The organism is Methylocystis sp. IM3 (genome assembly GCF_038070105.1).
Classification (GTDB): domain Bacteria; phylum Pseudomonadota; class Alphaproteobacteria; order Rhizobiales; family Beijerinckiaceae; genus Methylocystis.
In genome coordinates this window covers 13,127-30,525 of the sequence record NZ_JBBPBZ010000002.1, presented here as the reverse complement: position 1 = coordinate 30,525, position 17,399 = coordinate 13,127, and the positions used below count along the sequence as shown (strand labels likewise).

The 17,399-nt window shown below is 67.5% G+C and carries 18 protein-coding genes and 1 pseudogene; 9 read left to right on the top strand and 10 right to left on the bottom strand.

The window, feature by feature from the left end:
* Positions 1–36 precede the first annotated feature (36 nt).
* The 3 genes from WOC76_RS01905 (at position 37) to WOC76_RS01895 (ending at position 2,834) form a co-directional block, all read left to right on the top strand.
* The gene (locus WOC76_RS01905) at positions 37–2,115 is read left to right on the top strand and encodes a carbon starvation CstA family protein (protein ID WP_341104249.1); all 2,079 of its coding nucleotides are present in this window, start codon (positions 37–39) and stop codon (positions 2,113–2,115) included.
* Complete coding sequence (locus WOC76_RS01900) at positions 2,087–2,308, top strand: YbdD/YjiX family protein (protein ID WP_341104251.1); 222 nt, start codon at positions 2,087–2,089, stop codon at positions 2,306–2,308. Before WOC76_RS01905 ends, WOC76_RS01900 begins: the two co-directional genes overlap by 29 nt.
* A gap of 145 nt (positions 2,309–2,453) precedes the next feature.
* A complete protein-coding gene (locus WOC76_RS01895; protein ID WP_341104252.1) occupies positions 2,454–2,834 on the top strand; it encodes a hypothetical protein in 381 nt (126 codons plus the stop codon).
* A 97-nt stretch (positions 2,835–2,931) separates the two neighbouring features.
* Here WOC76_RS01895 and WOC76_RS01890 read toward each other — a convergent pair.
* A pseudogene (locus tag WOC76_RS01890) lies at positions 2,932–4,689 on the bottom strand (methanol/ethanol family PQQ-dependent dehydrogenase); the annotation flags it as partial.
* A gap of 827 nt (positions 4,690–5,516) precedes the next feature.
* Here WOC76_RS01890 and WOC76_RS01885 point away from each other — a divergent pair.
* Both WOC76_RS01885 and WOC76_RS01880 read left to right on the top strand, forming a co-directional pair.
* Positions 5,517–6,515, top strand: a complete 999-nt coding sequence (locus WOC76_RS01885) for a YheT family hydrolase (protein ID WP_341104253.1) — start codon at positions 5,517–5,519, stop codon at positions 6,513–6,515.
* 6 nt (positions 6,516–6,521) lie between these two features.
* Positions 6,522–7,334 carry an SDR family oxidoreductase gene (locus WOC76_RS01880; protein ID WP_341104255.1) on the top strand — a complete coding sequence of 271 codons (813 nt, stop codon included), beginning with the start codon at positions 6,522–6,524 and terminating at the stop codon, positions 7,332–7,334.
* 6 nt (positions 7,335–7,340) lie between these two features.
* On the opposite strand, the gene WOC76_RS01875 is transcribed toward WOC76_RS01880, so the two are convergent.
* The 6 genes from WOC76_RS01875 to WOC76_RS01850 form a co-directional block, all read right to left on the bottom strand.
* Positions 7,341–7,688 carry a copper-binding protein gene (locus tag WOC76_RS01875; protein WP_341431247.1) on the bottom strand — a complete coding sequence of 116 codons (348 nt, stop codon included), beginning with the start codon at positions 7,686–7,688 and terminating at the stop codon, positions 7,341–7,343.
* 103 nt (positions 7,689–7,791) lie between these two features.
* Positions 7,792–9,012 (bottom strand): NnrS family protein, encoded by a 1,221-nt coding sequence (locus tag WOC76_RS01870; RefSeq protein WP_341104258.1) that lies wholly within the window; start codon positions 9,010–9,012, stop codon positions 7,792–7,794.
* 77 nt (positions 9,013–9,089) lie between these two features.
* A complete protein-coding gene (locus tag WOC76_RS01865; RefSeq protein ID WP_341104260.1) occupies positions 9,090–9,872 on the bottom strand; it encodes a 3-hydroxybutyrate dehydrogenase in 783 nt (260 codons plus the stop codon).
* 39 nt (positions 9,873–9,911) lie between these two features.
* Entirely contained in the window at positions 9,912–10,472 is a 561-nt protein-coding gene (locus tag WOC76_RS01860; protein WP_341104262.1) for a Smr/MutS family protein, read from the bottom strand.
* Positions 10,469–11,560: a murein transglycosylase A gene (mltA, locus tag WOC76_RS01855; RefSeq protein WP_341104264.1), complete on the bottom strand. Its 1,092-nt coding sequence runs from the start codon at positions 11,558–11,560 to the stop codon at positions 10,469–10,471. The genes WOC76_RS01860 and mltA overlap by 4 nt, the downstream gene beginning before the upstream one ends.
* 4 nt (positions 11,561–11,564) lie before the next feature.
* Positions 11,565–12,251, bottom strand: coding sequence for a Tim44/TimA family putative adaptor protein (locus tag WOC76_RS01850; protein ID WP_341104266.1), 687 nt, complete (start codon positions 12,249–12,251; stop codon positions 11,565–11,567).
* Between the two features lie 135 nt (positions 12,252–12,386).
* On the opposite strand from WOC76_RS01850, the gene WOC76_RS01845 reads away from it, so the two are divergent.
* Positions 12,387–12,860: an FxsA family protein gene (locus WOC76_RS01845; protein WP_341104268.1), complete on the top strand. Its 474-nt coding sequence runs from the start codon at positions 12,387–12,389 to the stop codon at positions 12,858–12,860.
* Between the two features lie 86 nt (positions 12,861–12,946).
* Entirely contained in the window at positions 12,947–13,435 is a 489-nt protein-coding gene (gene secB, locus WOC76_RS01840) for a protein-export chaperone SecB (protein WP_341104269.1), read from the top strand.
* 12 nt (positions 13,436–13,447) lie between these two features.
* Here the strand turns inward: secB and dnaQ are convergent, their stop codons facing one another.
* The 3 genes from dnaQ to WOC76_RS01825 are packed head-to-tail and all read right to left on the bottom strand — an operon-like array spanning position 13,448 to position 15,403.
* Entirely contained in the window at positions 13,448–14,173 is a 726-nt protein-coding gene (gene dnaQ / locus WOC76_RS01835) for a DNA polymerase III subunit epsilon (protein ID WP_341389463.1), read from the bottom strand.
* Complete coding sequence (gene coaE, locus WOC76_RS01830) at positions 14,173–14,760, bottom strand: dephospho-CoA kinase (protein WP_341104271.1); 588 nt, start codon at positions 14,758–14,760, stop codon at positions 14,173–14,175. Before coaE ends, dnaQ begins: the two co-directional genes overlap by 1 nt.
* A gap of 4 nt (positions 14,761–14,764) precedes the next feature.
* On the bottom strand, positions 14,765–15,403 hold the full coding sequence (locus WOC76_RS01825) for a Maf family protein (RefSeq protein ID WP_341389461.1): 639 nt from the start codon (positions 15,401–15,403) through the stop codon (positions 14,765–14,767).
* Between the two features lie 430 nt (positions 15,404–15,833).
* On the opposite strand from WOC76_RS01825, the gene hemE reads away from it, so the two are divergent.
* Complete coding sequence (gene hemE, locus WOC76_RS01820) at positions 15,834–16,862, top strand: uroporphyrinogen decarboxylase (RefSeq protein ID WP_341104275.1); 1,029 nt, start codon at positions 15,834–15,836, stop codon at positions 16,860–16,862.
* Between the two features lie 117 nt (positions 16,863–16,979).
* Positions 16,980–17,399 carry a protoporphyrinogen oxidase HemJ gene (hemJ, locus tag WOC76_RS01815; protein ID WP_341104277.1) on the top strand — a complete coding sequence of 140 codons (420 nt, stop codon included), beginning with the start codon at positions 16,980–16,982 and terminating at the stop codon, positions 17,397–17,399.

The window sequence follows — 17,399 nt, the reverse complement described above, 5'->3', positions numbered from 1 at the left end:
CGCGCGGGAGAGGGCGGAATCGCCCAAGGCCCGAACATGTCCGATCACGCCAGAAAGCATCCGCTTGCCCTCGCCCCCTGGGCGCTTGTTTTCCTGCTCGCGCTTTACGCGCTCTATACGCTCGCGAACGCGCGCGGCGAGCCGGTCAACGCCATGTGGCTCGTCACCGCAGCGATCGGCGTTTACGCCATCGGCTACCGCTTCTATTCGCGCTTCATCGCGGACAGGGTGCTCGGCCTCGACGCGCGCCGCCGCACGCCCGCGCATCGGCGCAATGACGGGCTCGATTACGTGCCGACGGACAAGTGGGTGCTGTTCGGCCATCATTTCGCGGCGATCGCGGGCGCCGGCCCGCTCGTCGGCCCCGTGCTCGCGGCGCAGATGGGCTATCTGCCCGGCACGCTCTGGCTTCTCACCGGCGTGATTTTCGCCGGCGCCGTTCAGGATTTTCTCGTCCTCTTTATTTCGACGCGCCGCGACGGCCGTTCGCTCGGCGACCTCATCAAGACGGAGATGGGAGAGATCCCCGGCGTCATCGCCATGGTCGGCATTCTCTCGATCATGATCATCCTGCTCGCGGTGCTGGCGCTCGTCGTCGTCAAGGCGCTCGCGGACAGTCCCTGGGGCGCCTTCACCGTCTTCGCCACGCTGCCCATCGCCGTCTTCATGGGCGTTTACGGGCGTTACATCCGCCCCGGCCGCATCGGCGAAATGTCCGTCATCGGCTTCGCGCTGCTCATCGCCAGCATCGCTTTCGGGCGCACGGTCGCGGAGAGCGCGGCGCTCGCGCCGCTCTTCAGCTACAAGGGCGAGACGCTCGCCTTCATGCTGATCGCCTATGGCTTCGTCGCGTCGGTTCTGCCCGTGTGGCTCTTGCTCGCGCCGCGAGATTATCTCTCGACCTTCCTGAAGATCGGCACGATCCTGTCGCTCGCGCTCGGCATTTTCGTCGTCTGGCCCGATTTGCAGATGCCGGCGGTGAGCCGCTTCATCGACGGGACCGGCCCGGTCTTCGCGGGCAGCGTCTTTCCCTTCCTCTTCATCACCATCGCCTGCGGCGCGGTCTCGGGCTTCCATGCGCTGGTTTCTTCCGGCACGACCCCCAAGATGATCGCCGACGAGACGCAGACGCGCGTCATCGGCTACGGCGCCATGCTGATGGAGAGCTTCGTCGCCATCATGGCGCTGATCGCGGCGAGCGTGCTGGAGCCCGGCGTCTATTTCGCCATGAACAGCGCGCCCGCCGTCATCGGCGCGACGCCCGAGGCGGCGGCGGCGGCCATTTCCTCATGGGGTTTCGCCGTCGCGCCGGAAACGCTCGCGGGCGTCGCGCAGGAGGTGGGCGAGAAGACCATTCTCTCGCGCACCGGGGGCGCGCCGACGCTCGCCGTCGGCATGGCGAAGATTCTGTCTTCCGTCATCGGCGGCTCGACCGCCATGTCCTTCTGGTATCACTTCGCCATTCTCTTCGAGGCGCTGTTCATCCTCACCACCATCGACGCCGGCACGCGCGTCGCGCGCTTCATGATTCAGGATCTGATCGGGACCTTCGTCCCCGCCTTCAGGGAGACGCAGGCCTGGGGCCCCAATCTCGTCGCGACGGGCGTCGCGGTCACGGGCTGGGGCTATTTTCTTTATCAGGGCGTCATCGACCCGCTGGGCGGCATCAATACGTTGTGGCCGCTCTTCGGCATCGCCAATCAGATGCTCGCGGCGATGGCGCTCACGCTCTGCGTCGTGGTGCTCTATCGCATGAAACGGGAGCGTTACGCCTTTGTCGCGATCGTTCCGACGAGCTGGCTCTACATCTGCACCATGACGGCAGGACTGGAGAAGATCTTCCACGCGGATCCGCGCATCGGCTTTCTGGCGCATGCGCGCAAATTCGCCGCGGCGCTCGACAAGGGCCAGCTGCTCGCGCCGGCCAAGACGCTCGAGGAGATGCGCCGCGTGATCTTCAACGACTATGTCGACGCGACGCTCTGCGCGATCTACATCGTCCTGGTCCTCGCCATTCTCGGCTTTGCATTGCGAGCCATTCGCGCCGCGCGCGCGGCGCAGACCGTCACCACGCGGGAGAGCGAAGATGAATTGCTGCAGCCTGCCGGGGCTTGATCTCGCCAGACTCGCCGCGAAACTGCGCGACGGCGCGCGGCTGATGGTCGGACAGGGCGATTACGACGCCTATGTCGCCCATGCGCGCGCCGCGCATGAGAACCAGCCGGTCATGACGCGCGAGGAGTTTTTCCGGGCGCGCGAGGATGCGCGCTTCGGCGCGGGCGGCGCGCGGGCGTTTCGCTGCTGTTAGGCGGCGGGCCGGCGAGAGACGATCGGATTCGTCCTGGCGGACAAATCGGGGCGCCTTCCGGCGGCCCCGCGCTTGCTTTTTGTCGGGCGCGGGGCGAAAGCTGCGCCGCACATTGAAAATTCCAACAGTATGGAGTGGGATGCAGATGAAAAGATTGGCGACGATCGGGGCGGTTCTCACCCTCTCCGCCTGCGCGAGCATCGGGGCACAGGATACCGAAAACATGCTGGCCGCGGCGCAATTCAACATGAAGGTCGCGGACAGCCCGGCCAAACTCGCCAATCTCAAGGCGATGCCGCAGAACAAGCTCGTTCTGCACGTGAAGAACGGCAAGAACTTCTATGTCTATGCCGACGCCGCCGGATGCCAGTGCGTCTATGTCGGCAATGAGGCCGCCTTTCAGAATTACCAGCAGATGCGCATCGCCAAGAACATCGCCAGCGACCAGTTGATGGCGGCGGAAATGAACCAGCAGGCGATGATGGATTGGGGCGCCTGGGGTCCGTGGGGAGCCGGCTTCTATTGAGATCAAAAGAGAAGGCGCCCTCAAAAAATGATGGGCGCCGACGCCGTCTCGCAGCGCTTCGGGCGCCCGGCGAAACCGGGCGCCCTTCTTTTTAAACTTAGTTCGGCAGCGCGAACACGCTCAGCACGCCGCCGAGCGCCGTGTAATTGGCGAGCGAGGCGTAGTTGCCGACGGCGCCGAGGCCCTCGTTCGACTTGGAGAGGCCGGCCGCAAGGCCGATGCCCGCCCAGCCGCCGACGCCCGACAGCACCGCCACATACTGCTTGCCGCCCGCCTCATAGGTGATCACATTGCCGATGATGCCCGACGGGGTCTTATACTTGTAGAGCTCCTTGCCGGTCTTGGTGTCGACCGCCTTCAGATACCCCTCGAGCGTCCCGTAGAAGGTCACGCCGCCGTCCGTCGACGTCGCGCCGCCCCAAACCGAGAACTGCTCCTTGTTCGACCACACGATCTTGCCGACCTTGGCGTCCCAGGCAATGAAATTGCCCGTGTTGTTCGTGCCGTCGCCCAGCACCTTGCCCGCCGGATACATCTCCAGCGTCGCGCCGACATAGGGCTGGCCCGCCGTGTAGCTCACGCGGAACGGCTCATAGTCCATGCAGACATGGTTCGTCGGCACCAGGAACAGGCCCGTCGCCGCGTCATACGACGCCGGCTGCTGGTCCTTCGAACCCAGAGCCGCCGGGCAGACGTTCTGCGTGTTCGTGTCCTCGCCATTGTGCTGGGTCGAATATTTGTCCACGACCAGCGGACGGCCGTAGGTCTTCGACGACTTGTCCATGTCGACCTTGGTCGCCCAGTTCACCGCCGGATCATACTTCTCCGCGACGAGCAGGTCGCCGTTGGTGCGGTCGAGCGTATAGGCGAAGCCGTTGCGGTCGAAGTGGACGAGCGTCTTGACCGTCTTGCCGCCGATCGGCTGGTCGGCCAAAACCATCTCGTTGATGCCGTCATAGTCCCACTCGTCGTGGGGCGTCATCTGATAGAGCCACTTGGTCTTGCCGGTGTCGAGGTCGCGCGCCCAGATGGTCATCGACCAGCGATTGTCGCCGGGACGCTGCACCGGGTTCCAGGTCGAGGGATTGCCCGAGCCGTAGTAAACGAGGTTCAGCTCCGGATCGTAGCTGTACCAGCCCCAGGTGGTGCCGCCGCCCGTCTGCCACTGGTCGCCCTGCCACGTGCTGATGCCGGAGTCCTTGCCGACCGGCTGGCCGAGATGGGTGGTCTTGTCGGGGTCGATCAGCGTGTCGGCGTCGGGGCCCATGGAGTAGCCGCGCCACACCTGCTTGCCGTCCTTCACCGAATAGGCGGTGATGTGGCCGCGCACGCCGAACTCGCCGCCGGCGATGCCGACGAGCACCTTGTCCTTGAAGACATGCGGCGCGGCGGTGGAGGTCTGGCCCTTCGACGGATCGCCGTTCTTCACCGACCAGACGAGCTTGCCGGTCTTGGCGTCGAGCGCGACGAGGGTGGTGTCGGCCTGGGCGAGGAAGATCTTGCCGTCGCCGTAAGCGAGGCCGCGGTTGACCGTGTCGCAGCACATGACCGGCACGACCGACGGATCCTGCTTGGGCTCATACTTCCACAGGATCTTGTGGTCCGGATCCTTCAGGTCGAGGGCGTAGACGATATTCGGGAAGGGCGTGTGCAGGAACATCACGTCGCCCACGACCAGCGGCGCGCCCTCGTGGCCGCGCAGCACGCCGGTCGAAAACTGCCAGGCGAGCTGAAGCTTGCCGACATTGTCGCCGGTGATCTGCTTCAGGGCCGAGTGGCGGACATTGGCGTAGTCGCCCGTCGGCGACACCCACTGCTTCGCGTCCTTCTGCAGCGCGAGCAGTTCATCGGAGGACGACGAGGCGGCGGAAGCGGCCGGGGCGGCGGGAGCGGCCGCTTGCGGGGCGGGGGCGCTCGCCTGCTGGCTCGAGGCGAGCGTCGGCGCGCAGTCCGCGTCATTGTTCTCGAGCGTCGAGGGCGCCCGCGTGCTGAACAGGGACCCATCGACGAAGAACAGCCCCGCGCCGACGAGGCCGATGACCGCCGCCGCCGCGACGAGATTGGAATTGGCGCCGGCCCCACTCTTGGATGCGAAGCGGCCGTGGCGGGCTTGCGCGGCGGCGAGCCAGTCGTCGAAATCCTTCTTGCCGTCGGCGGTCTGGGTGACGAGGCGCACGACCACGCTTTGCGTCCCGGCGCCGTCGAGCTCCGCCTCGAATTCGTCGAGAGACAATTCGGTGGGCGTCATGCCGTATTCTTCGGTCTTCTTCACGGGGCCGAAATCGCGCTCGACGCTCGTTTCGAGCACCCAATAACCGCTTTCGACGCGCGGCTCGATCGTGAGGACCGCCGTCGATTTGACGAGGTCGAAGTCCGTGGCGTCGGCGAGGCCATAGGCCGCGGCGTCGAAATCCTCTTCGATCAGAAATTCCTTTTTCGCGGCCACGTTGAGTTCGGGCGCGCCCAGGGCCGCCTGCGTTTCCGCCCGCAACAGCCGCACAACCTCGGCCGGGGTCAATTTGAGTACAAAGACGCTCATTCGACAGTTCTCTCGTTTTCGCCGCCGCGTCTGGCAAACCCAAAAATGGACAGGAAGGCAAGCGGACGCTTTTATCCTAGCGCGGACATAACCTTGCCGCTAGGCCGGCCGCCTCCCGCCGGGAGCCGTTCGGAGAAGGCTCGATGACCAGAAGGAACTCGCCCGCGCTTATTGCTCCGCCGCCCTTCCGCGAGCGCGCGCCCTGGTTCGGCGCCGACCTTCAGACGATCCGCAACATGCTCGTCCCGAGGCCCGCGGAGCCGCCGGGAGCCGAGCGCCTGTTGCTGGCGGTCTCGGACGGCGACCGCCTGTCGGCGCGCCTTGACCGGCCGGCGGCGGTTGAAGAGAGGCCGCTGATCGTTCTGGTGCACGGCCTCACAGGCTCCGAGACGAGCATCAATGTCGTCGCGGCGGCGCGGCGTCTCATAAGCCAGGGCTGGCCCGTCCTGCGCCTGAATCTGCGCGGGTCGGCGCCGTCTCGGCCGACGTCGAAAGGGCGCTATCACGCGGGTCGCACCGAAGACCTCGCCGCCGCCCTGCATGCGCTTCCGACTCCCCTTATGCGACGCGGCGTCATCCTCGTCGGCCATTCGCTCGGGGGCAATCTCATTCTCAAATTCATGGGCGAGGGCGCATGGGATTTGCCGGTCGCCGGCGCCGCGGTCGTCTCGACGCCGCTCGATCTCGCCGCGACCTGCGCCCGCATGATGGAGCCGCGTAACTTCGTCTATCACCGCTATCTGCTCGCGGCGATGAAGCGCGAGGCGCTCGCGCCCGGCGCAGCGCTCACGACGGCGCAGCGCGCGGCCGTCGCGCAGGCGCGCAGCGTCTTCGAATTCGACGATCGATTCGTGGCGCCGCTCTTCGGCTATCGCGGCGCGGAGGAGTATTACCGATCCAATTCGTCTGCGGCTTTCCTCGCGGACATCGCGCTCCCGACCCTCGTGGTTCACGCCCTGGACGATCCCTGGATTCCGCGAGCATGCTATGACGCCATTGATTGGGCGCACCTCCCGGCGACAGAGACCGCGATGTCTCCGCATGGCGGGCATCTGGGTTTTCATGGCGTCGGCAGCCCTGTCCCCTGGCACGACCGCGTCGTGTCGGCGTGGCTGCGGCAAGGATTTGCAACGATGGAGTAGGCTGGCATGACCCAGGCGACAGCGAGAGGCCGTGTGGTTTTGATCACGGGGGCGTCGACGGGCATCGGCCGGCTGTGCGCGGAGCGGCTCGCGGCGCGAGGCTGGCGCGTTTTCGGCGCAGCGCGGACCCCCGTGGCGATCGACGGCGTCGAAGCGATCGAGATGGATGTGGACGACGACGCTTCGGTCGAGAGCGGCGTCGCACAACTCCTGGAGAAGGCCGGGCGTCTCGACGCGCTCGTCAACAACGCCGGCTATTCCATGCGGGGCTCTGTCGAGGATGTCTCCATGGCGGAAGCCAGGGCGATCTTCGAGACCAATTTCTTCGGCGCGCTGCGCCTCTGCCGCGCGGCGGCGCCCGCGCTGCGGGAGAGCCGCGGCGTCATCGTCAACATGAGCTCGCTCGCCGCCAGGATCGGACTGCCCTTCACAGCGCATTATTGCGCCAGCAAGGCGGCGCTCGAGGCGCTGAGCGAGGCCCTGCGCTTCGAGATGCGCCCCTTCGGCGTGCGCGTCGCGATCATCGAGCCCGGCGACTTCAAAACCGGGATTCACACGGCGCGGCGCCTCTCGCAGGCGACGAAAGAGGGCGTCTACGCAACAGCCTTCGATCTCTTCTTGCGCAAAAGGCGCGATTTCGAGGACAAGGCGACGACGGCGGAGCCCGTCGCGGCGGCGGTCGAGCGCATCCTCGACGAACCCGCCCCCGCCATGCGCGCCGTCGTCGCCATGCCGAGCCAGCGGCTCCTGCTTCTCGTCAATCGTTTTGCCCCGCAGCGCGTCTACGAGTGGTGCATGAGGAAGATTCTGGGTCAGTGACGCCGCTCAGTCGGCGCGCTCGATCCGCTCGATCACATAGCCCTTGGGCGATTTGCTCAGGGTGAACGTCACCTTCATGCCAGGCGCGAGCGCGCCCATGTCGACGCCCGGCCCGAGCTTGAAGGCCATGGTCATCGCGGGCCAGTCCAGCGCCTTGATCGCCTCATGGGCGATGCGGATCTGCCGGTCCTCCGTGTCGATGGCCTTGACGACGCCCTTGCCGGTCACGGTCTCGGCCGCAGGCGCGGCCGGCGCGGCGAGATTCTGGGCGGCGTTCTGGGCGGTGACCGTCGCAGGGCCAGAGAGCAGGAACAGGGCGGCGAAAGCAGTGAGCGCAAAAAAAATTCTTGCCACGAGCGTCTCCTCTCGAGCATGGGGACGCTCCTCTAAATAGGGCGCAGGCGGCAAGGGAGGCCCCTGCGCGGGCGGCCGGGCCTGTCCCGGCCATCCCCTTGCCTCAGGCGCGCGGCCCCGTGAGCATGTCGAAATAGAAGAGGACGAAGAATCCATAGGCCGCGCTCCAGAGCGCGCCGGCGAGCCAGAGGGCGGAGAGATAGGCCCCGCCGGCCAAGGGAGCAGCGATGGGCGCGATGAGGGGCGCGGCGATGCGCAGCACGGCGGCGAGGGTGATCGCCACATAGATCGCCACCGTTCTCCGGTCGGCGGTCAGCGGGCGGCCGGTGTGGCCGCGCGTGGCGCGGGTCATTACCGCGAGCGTCATCGTGCCGATGGCCCCCACGGTCAGCGCATGGAGCGGCGCCGTCGGCGGGGCGACGCCGAGAAGCCCATTGGCGCCCATCAGGAGCAGGCCGAGCGCGAGCCAGCCATAGCCCAGATGCAGGATGAAAAGCAGCGGCTCCGGGCCGGTCGCGGCGCCGCGCCAGCGTGCGAGTCGGAAGAACAGCGCCACGCCGGCCGCGATCTCCAGCAGGGCCGTCCCCCGGAATTCCGGCGCGGCGACGAAGGCGGCGAGGGCGACGAGCGTCGACAGCAGCGCCGCGCGGTCGACCGCGTCGAAGGGCGCGGGCGTCTCGGCGCCCGGCAGAGTCTTGACGAGCCAGTTGCGGGTGAAGCTCGGCGTGATGCGCCCGCCGATCAGGGCGACGAGCATGGAGAGCGTCGCGACGCCCATGCGCGCGCCGAGCGCCCCTGTCGCCGCGACGCCCATCGCCTCCAGATGGGTGAGCAGATTGCCGACGAGAAGCAGCGTCAGCGCCGCGAGCATCGGCAGATTGCGCCAGTTGCGCCCGGCGACGATCTCCCGGGCGACGACGAGGACGAAGACGAAAGGAAAGGCGAGGTCGAGCGCCGCCGCGACGCCGGCCGGCATGTCCGCCGAGAAGAAGACCGCCGCGCGGCCCGCGAGCCAGAGCAGGACGAGGCCGGCGAGCGGCGCGCCCTGCAGGGGCATGCGGCCGGTCCAGTTGGGGATCGCGGTGAGCAGAAATCCCGCCACCACCGCGCCGCCGAAGCCGAAGACCATCTCATGGGCGTGCCAGAGCGGCGGATCGAAGCGCGACGGCGGCGCGGCGGCGGCTTCGAGATAGGCGATGGCGAGGGGGAGGGCGAAAGCGGCCCAAAGGGCGGCGAAAAGGAAGAAGGGACGAAAGCCGGCGGAGAGAAAGTCCGCGAGGAAGCTCTCGCCCGAGCGGGCGCGGTAGCGGGGAATCGGAGCCATTTTGTAAAATCCTCTTCGGGATCTCTCCCTGATGAACGACGGGCGGCGCGGCGCTTCGCCGGACGGCGAAGATTTTTTCACTGCGCCGTCCAGCCCCCGTCCATGGGGAGAACGGCGCCGGTGATGGCGCGGGCCTCTTCCGAGGCGAGAAAGACGGCGAAGGCGGCGACTTCCTGCGGCGTGACGAAGCGGCGCGTCGGCTGCGCCGCGAGCAGCACCTTGTCGATCACCTCCTCGCGCGTCATGCCCCGCGCCGCCATGGTCGCCGGAATCTGGCGCTCCACGAGCTCGGTCCAGACATAGCCCGGCGCAATGGCGTTGACGGTGATCCCATGCGCCGCCGTCTCCAGCGCCGCCGTCCTGGCGAGGCCCGCGAGGCCGTGCTTCGCCGCGACATAGGCGCTCTTGAAGGGCGAGGCGACGGCGGAATGCGCCGAGGCGATGAGGATGATGCGCCCCCATTGGCGGGCCTTCATCTGCGGCAGCACGGCGCGCATGGCATAGAAGGCCGAGGAGAGATTGGTCTCGATCACCCGCCGCCATTGCTCGAGCGGGAAATCCTCGATCGCCGCGACATGCTGGACGCCGGCGTTGGCGACGAGAATGTCGACGCCGCCAAAGCGCGCGCAGGCCCCCGCGACCATGGCCGCGACCTCGACGGGATCGGAAACGTCCGCGCGCCAGGCCAGCGCCTCGACGCCGAATTCCCGCGCAATCTCCGCCGCAACCGCCTCGACGCGCGCGACGTCGCTCACGCCGTTGACGACGACATCCGCGCCCTTCGCCGCGAAGGCGCGCGCGGTTTCATAGCCGATGCCCCGCGTCGAACCCGTGACCAGCACGGTCTTGCCTTTGCACATCGCGCCTCCTTTGGCGCCGCCGCCCGAAAAGCGGCGCCGCTATCCGCCGCGCAGGCGATCGGCGCGGCGAATCTGCACATAGAGCGCGCCCTCGCCGCCATGATGGCGCGCCGCTTCCCCGAAGCCCACCACCACGTCGCGCAGATGCGGCGCCTGAAGCCACATGGGCACGACCCGGCGCAGCACGCCGCCCTCCTCGCGCGACAGGCCCTTGCCGGTGACGACGATGGCGACCTTGGCGCCGTCCGCCTGGGCGCGGCGCAGAAAGCCCGTGAGCGCCCGTTGCGCCTCGTCCTGCCGCATGCCGTGCAGATCGAGTCTCGCGCCGACATCGAGGCGCCCGCGCTTGATCTTGACGCGGGTGCGATGGTCGATTTCGACGAGCGGCGCGGGGGGCTTGGGGGCGGGCGGCCGGTCGCGATGGGCGACGGGCGCGGGCTTTTGCCCCATCTCGCGCAAGGGCTCCGCGGCAGGCGGCGCGGGCGACGGCTCGACAGGCGCAGGGCGGGCGTGGAAGGGACGCACATTCGCCGTGACGATGGTCCAGAGTTCCGCCTCGGCATGGGTCAGCCGGCGAATGTAGCGGGGTTTGTCGCTCATGGCGCTGACCGCTCGCGCGGCAGTAAAACGATGAAATCGGCCTCGTGGCGCACGCGGCCGGCGAGCGACCCCGCCCGGTCGCCCGCGCCAAAAAACAGATCCGCCCGCGCCGCTCCCAAAATCGCCGATCCCGTATCCTGCGCGATCATCAGCCGCCGAAACTGCGTCTCCGCCTCGTCCTCCCACGGGATCCGCGCGCTGATCCAGAAGGGAAGGCCGTAGCTCCAGATCGACCGGTCGACGGCGATGGAGCGCAGGGGCGTCAGGGAAACGCCTTCGCCTCCGATCGGCCCGCCTGTCCGGTCATCCGACTCGTCGATGCGGAAGAATACATAAGATCTGTTTTCCTGCATCAGCCTTCGGCCTGGCTGATGCGCGCCGACGCCCATTTCGCGCAGCCGCGCCTTGAGCCGCTCGAGCGACATCTCCCCCGGCGGCATGAGGCCCCGCTCGATCATCAGCCGGCCGACCGACGTATAGGGCCAGCCGTTGCGCCCGTCATAGGTGAGGGCGAGCCGGCGGCCGTCTGGCAGACGCAGTCGCGCGGAGCCCTGCACCTGCATCAGGAACAGTTCGACCGGATCGCGCACATAGGCGAGGGGCGCCGATCCTCCCGCCGCCCCCTCTTCCTCGATCGCGGCGCGTGTCGGGTAGGGCGCGAGGACGCCGTCGGGGAGGCGCCGCGCGCCCGACAGCGTCTCGCCCGATAAGAGAGGGAGCGGCTCGGCGTTGAGCGTGACGAGATCCGGCGGGCGGGACAGCACGGGGGTCGCAAAGCCCGGCTCGGGCGAAAGCCGCGCCTCGACCTCGGGCTCGTAATAGGCCGTGACGAAGCCCTTTACGGGCAGACCGAAAGCCGTGAACCAGCGGCGGAAGAAATCGGGGCCGGCGCTTTCGCCCTCGAGCGCGGCGCGCGCCGCCTCGATCAGGCCGGGTGGCGGCGGACAGGCGGATCGCTGCTCCGCCCCGCCGGCTGCGAGCCGGGCCGCCGAGCGGCGAAAGACGGAAAAGGCGGCGGCGAGGTCGTCGCCGCCGAGACCGGGGATCGCCTCGAAGGAAACAGGCGCGAGGGTCCCCGGCGGACGCAAGGGATCAGACGGGGCGGGTGGCGACGAGCTTCCAGTTCGGGTCCGTGGCGCGCGGATCGCGCGCGAAGGTCCACAGCTCCTCGACCGGCGTGGTATGGCCGCCTTCGATCGTCTCGCCGGCCTTGTCCTTGAGAACAGTCATGAGGCGCACGGCGAAACGCACCGTGATCTCGTTGAGGCGCGGCTCGGCGCGGGCCGAGTCGACCAATGCGGAGTCGATGGCGACGATCGCCATCTCCATCGTTTCGCCGGCCGCCTCGCGCCGGGCGATCTCGCCGGCGAAACCGTCGAAGACCCCCTTGGACAACAGCGGCCGCAGCGTGTCGCGGTCGCCCTTGGCGAAGGCGGTCACGATGATCTCATAGGCGCGGCGCGCGCCGTCGAGAAAAGCGCGGCCGTCGAAGCGCGGGTCGGCGGCTCCGATGGCGTCGAGGCCGGAGACGGCCCCGTCGCTGTCGGCGACGCCTTTCCAGCGGTCCTCGGGCCGAGGCGCGGGAAAGTCCGACGCCGGCGGCGCGCCGGGCAGGGGCGCGGCGGCGAGCGGCGAGCGGCGCGGCTGGAACTGCGCCGGCGGCGCCTCCTCGCGGTCGATGCGAACGCCGAGCACGGAGCGCAGTTTCCAGACGACGAAAATGGCGAGCGCCGCGAAAACGATCAGCGACGGGTCGAAGGGTTCGCCGGTCGGCGACATTGATCTCTCCCGGATCGAATAGTTCTGGGCTACCATGTCGCCGCTCGCATGTCACGAATCAAGGGCCGCGCGGATCGCCGCAGGCTTCGCGCCGGAAGGCGCGTGCGAAAAGCTCGCGGGAGAGCTCTTACGGAAGTGAACGAAAGGACCAAGCTCGTCGGCCTGGCGCTCGGCCTTTGGCTGGCGCTCGAAATTCTTGCCTTCGCCTTCGTGCTGCGCGCGGTGGGCCTGCTCGTCGCGATCGCGCTCGGCCTCGGGACGACTGCGCTGGGGCTTTCCGACGTGAAGCGCCTGATGACGGTCTGGCGCGAGCGCGGACGGCTGCGCGCCGACGGGGCCATGATCGACGGAGCCTTGCAGGCCCTCGCCTCTCTCCTGCTGATCCTGCCGGGCTTCGCGTCCGACATCGCCGGCCTCGCGCTGAAATCGCCTTCTGTCCGCACCGCTTTGCTCGCGCGCCTGCGCGGTCAAAGCCGGGACCGCCGCGCCGCCGACGGCCCGCAGACCATCGACCTCGCGCCGCACGAATGGAAGCATCTGACGCCGAGCGGCCGGCCAAAACGGAAAAGGCGCAAGAAGAGCGACGAGGCCGCAACTCCTTCGCCCTGAACGCATCTGCCTTGTTCACGGAAGGGAGACGTGTTAGGCGGGCGCGACTTTTTGTCTTGAATCAGCGCGAGGCTGGAGATCCCAATATGACCGACACCAATGGAAACGGCGCCCACGCCGAGGCGGGCGGCGCGCCGGCGCTCAATGCGCTCGTGCAATATCTGAAGGACTTTTCCTTCGAGAATCCGCACGCCCCGAATTCGCTCGGGCCGCAGCAGAAGGCGCCCGACATTTCCATTCAGGTCAACGTCAACGCCAAGCAGCTCGCGCCGACCGATTTCGAAGTGTCGCTGACGCTCGACGCCAAGGCGGGCGAGGGGCAGGGCCTCCTCTTCAAGCTCGATCTTGAATATGGCGGCGTCTTCCGCCTGATCAACATTCCCCAGGAGCAGGTCCATCCGATCGTCATGATCGAATGCCCGCGCCTGCTCTTCCCGTTCGTGCGCCAGATCGTGGCGGATGCGACGCGCAACGGCGGCTTCCCGCCCCTCTACATCGACCCGATCGATTTCGTCGCGCTCTATCAGCAGAAGGCCGCCGAAGCCGCCGGCCAGGCGCCCATCGCCCAGGCGTAACGCCGTAAAACTCTAGGCGGCGGTGGGCGACTGCTCGCCGCTGTCCTGTATCTGGGGCAGATATTTGTCCCACAGGGGCGCCTTGCCAAGCGCGGCGACGAAGGCGCGATGCGCCGCGTCCTCCTCGGCCGTCAGCCGGCTGTCGAGCGGCGCCGGACGCGCGCGGAGCAGATCGTTGCGCTCTGCGCGGCGCGTGACGCCCACGCTCGAAAGCGACAGCGCCGCCTGCCGTCCCCCACGCAATTCGGCATAGACTTCCGCCAGAAGCCCCGCGTCGAGCAAGGCGCCATGCTTCTCGCGGCGCGAGAGATCGACGCCGTAACGCTGGCAGAGGGCGTCGAGCGAGGCCGGGCTGCCCGGATGGAGCCGGCGCGCCATGGCGAGCGTGTCGACGATGCGCGCGGGCGCGAGCGGCGGCAGCTTCTGCATCGCGAATTCGGCGTTGAGGAAGCGCACGTCGAATTCGGCGTTGTGGGCGACGAGCGGGCTGTCCTCGATGAACGCGACGAACTCCGCCACGATCTCGCGAAACTTCCTGTGGCCCGCGAGAAACTCCCTCGAGAGGCCGTGAACGCGAAACGCCTCCTCCGGCATGTCGCGCTCGGGATCGATATAGACGTGGAAGACGCGGCCCGTCGGAATGAGGTTCAATACCTCCACCGCGCCGATTTCGACGACACGATGGCCCTGCGCCGGATCGAGACCGGTGGTTTCCGTATCGAAGACAATCTCGCGCATCAGGCTCTCGCTTCCAGAATTCTCAAGATTTCTTGCACCTGCGCGCGGGCGGCGTCGAGGCCCTGATCGGTGCGCACCACGAAATCGGCGCGGGCGCGCTTCTGCGAATCGGGGACCTGCTTGCCGAGAATGGCCGCGAATTTCTCTTCCGTCATGCCGGGGCGGGCCAGAACGCGGGCCTTTTGCACATCTTCCGGCGCGGACACGACGACGACGACGTCGACGCTTTTCTCGGCCCCCGTCTCGAAGAGCAGCGGCACGTCATAGACGACGACACGCGCGCCCTTTTCTTCCTGCTCCTTCAAAAAGGCGTCGCGCGCCGCCCAGACCAGCGGATGCACGATGCCCTCCAGCCGCTCTAGCGCCGCCGGATCTCCCAGCACCTTCTCGGCGAGCCGGCCGCGATCGACCGCGCCATCGACGACGACGCCCGGAAAGGCCGCCTCAATCGGCGCTGCGGCCGCGCCGCGATAGAGCTCGTGGACGATCCGGTCCGAATCGAGCACGGGCGCGCCCGCCTCGCGGAACATGTCGGCGGTCGTCGATTTGCCCATGCCGATGGAGCCGGTGAGGCCGATCTTCAACATGCGTTCACGCGACCAAAGCGCCGATACGGCGCAGGGCGTCGATGAGCGGCAGGAGGGGCAGGCCCATGATCGTCCAGTGGTCGCCCGACACTTGCTCGAAGAGATGCGCGCCGAGCCCCTCGACCTGATAGGCGCCGGCGGTGGTCAGCGCCGTCTCTCCCATGGCCGTGAGATAGGCCGCGATGAAAGTCTCGCTCAACGGCCGCATATCGAGATCAGCGTGGGCCACCGTCTCATGGACCAGCGCGCCGTCGCGCGCGAGCGAAATGGCCGAATGCAGCCTGTGGCGCCGGCCCGAGAGAAAGCGCAAAAGCTCCGCGGCCTTCTCCAGCGTCTCCGGCTTGCCGAAGAGGCGGTCGCCGCAGCTTGCGACCTGATCGGCCCCGATGACGAGCCGGCCCGGCGCCTCGGCGGAGATGGCGAGCGCCTTGGCGCGGGCGAGCGCCGCAGCCACGGCGTCGGCGCCCACATCCCCCAGCGCCTTCTCGATCGCCCGTTCGTCCACTTCGGCCGGACGCGATTCGAAAGGCAGGCCCGCCTGGGCCAGCACCTGCCGCCGGCCGGCGCTCCTGGAGGCGAGAATCAGCGGCGCGCCGGCGCGCCACAAGGGAAAGGACGGGTCTTCGCTCACGAAAAGGTTCATCCACAGCCGGGCGGGACAGATCTGAACAGCGGGGACGACGGACGCCTTCCGGCGCGGGCGCTGTCGACAGCTGGGCATATCCCCCGCCGGCTTTCAACAGGCAAGCGGTCGTCGGGAACGCGGCGGTGAATCCGCTGCTCAAGACTCATACACAGGAAGGCGCTGTTTCTTCCCCAGCCATGGAGCCCCGCAAGATGTTGAAGAGAATGCACTTTCTTCACTATCTCCGCTCTCCGGCGAAGGCCCGCCGGATTCGTCCCGGACGGATCAGGCTGTGGGAAAAAAGTTAACGAAAATTAACCACTGCGTCGCACTGGTTAAGAAAAAGTAAATCAATCCTTTTTTAAAGGATTTTAGTTTTTTGCGCTTTCAGGCTACCCAGAGGCGAGCTTGCGGCATGGGCCCGGGCAAGGCGGGGAGGTTTTTGGCTTTGAGCGATGAAAAGCGCCTGATTTCGGCCCTGCGCGGCGTGGCGCAGGACATTCCGCCATTGTGGCTCATGCGCCAGGCCGGACGCTACCTGCCGGAATATCGGGCGCTCCGGACTCAGGCGAAAAGCTTCCTCGACTTCTGCTACACGCCGGCCATGGCGGCGGAAGTCACGCTCCAGCCGATCCGGCGCTTCCACTTCGACGCCGCGATCCTGTTCTCGGACATTCTGGTCGTCCCTGACGCCATGGGGCAGGCGGTCTCCTTCGAGACCGGCGAGGGCCCGCGTCTGGCGCCGATCGAGACCCCGGAGGGCGTGGCCCGGCTCGGGGCCTTCGACGCCGAGAAGCTCTCGCCAGTCTTCGAGACCATCGACCGGGTGAAATCGCAATTGCCGTCCGACGTGGCGCTAATCGGCTTTTGCGGCGCGCCCTGGACGGTCGCGAGCTATATGATCGCCGGCAAAGGCACGCCGGATCAGGCGCCCGCCCGCCTCTTCGCCTTCCGCCACCCCGACGCGTTCCAGCAGTTGATCGACCGGCTGGTCGAGGCCTCGGTCGCGTATCTCATCCGCCAGATCGACGCCGGCGTGGAAGCGGTGCAGATTTTCGATAGCTGGGCGGGTGTTCTGCCGGCCAATGAATTCGAGGCCTGGTGCGCCCGGCCCATCGCCCGCATGGTCGCGGAGCTGAAAGCAAAGCGTCCGGCGACGCCGGTCATCGCCTTCGTGCGCGGGGCGGACGCGCAATTGCCGGGGCTGACACGCCGGCTCGGCGCCGCGGGCTATGGCCTCGACACCGCGCTCGATCCCAAATGGGCCGTCGCGGAGACCGCGAAGGACATCTGCCTGCAAGGCAATCTCGACCCGCTGGCGCTGATCGCCGGCGGCGCGGCGCTCGACCGGGAGATCGACACGATCCTCGACGCCTTCCGGGGCCGCCCGCATATCTTCAACCTCGGTCATGGCATCCTGCCGCAGACGCCCATCGAGCATGTCGAGCGCCTGGTCGCCAGGGTGAGACGCGGCTAAATAATTCGAACCTTTGGCGTGACCGTTCCTCTCCCCCTTGCGGGAGGGGCCGGGGATGGCGGCCGACGACCCCGGTCGCGACGCCACGGCGCAGGCGGGTTCCGCGCAGGAGCAAGAATGTATCTCTGGATCAAGGCCTTGCATGTCGTCGCCATCATCAGCTGGATGGCGGGGCTGCTCTATCTGCCGCGTCTCTTCGTCTATCATGCGGAGACCGGGCCCGGCCCGCAGTCGGAAACCTTCAAGATCATGGAGCGGCGGCTCTACCGCTACATCATGACCCCGGCGATGGTCGTCGCCTGGCTCACGGGACTGTATATGGCGGCGGACAGCGGGGCCTTCGCGCAGGGCTGGTTTCACGCGAAGGCGGCCCTCGTGCTGCTGCTCACGGCCGCGCATTTCTACGACCGGGCGCTGCTGGCTCGCTTCGCGGCCGACGCAAATCCCCATACTCCCCGTTTCTTCCGCATCATCAACGAGGCTCCGACCGTGCTGATGATCGGGATCGTCGTCATGGTCATCGTAAAGCCCTTTTGA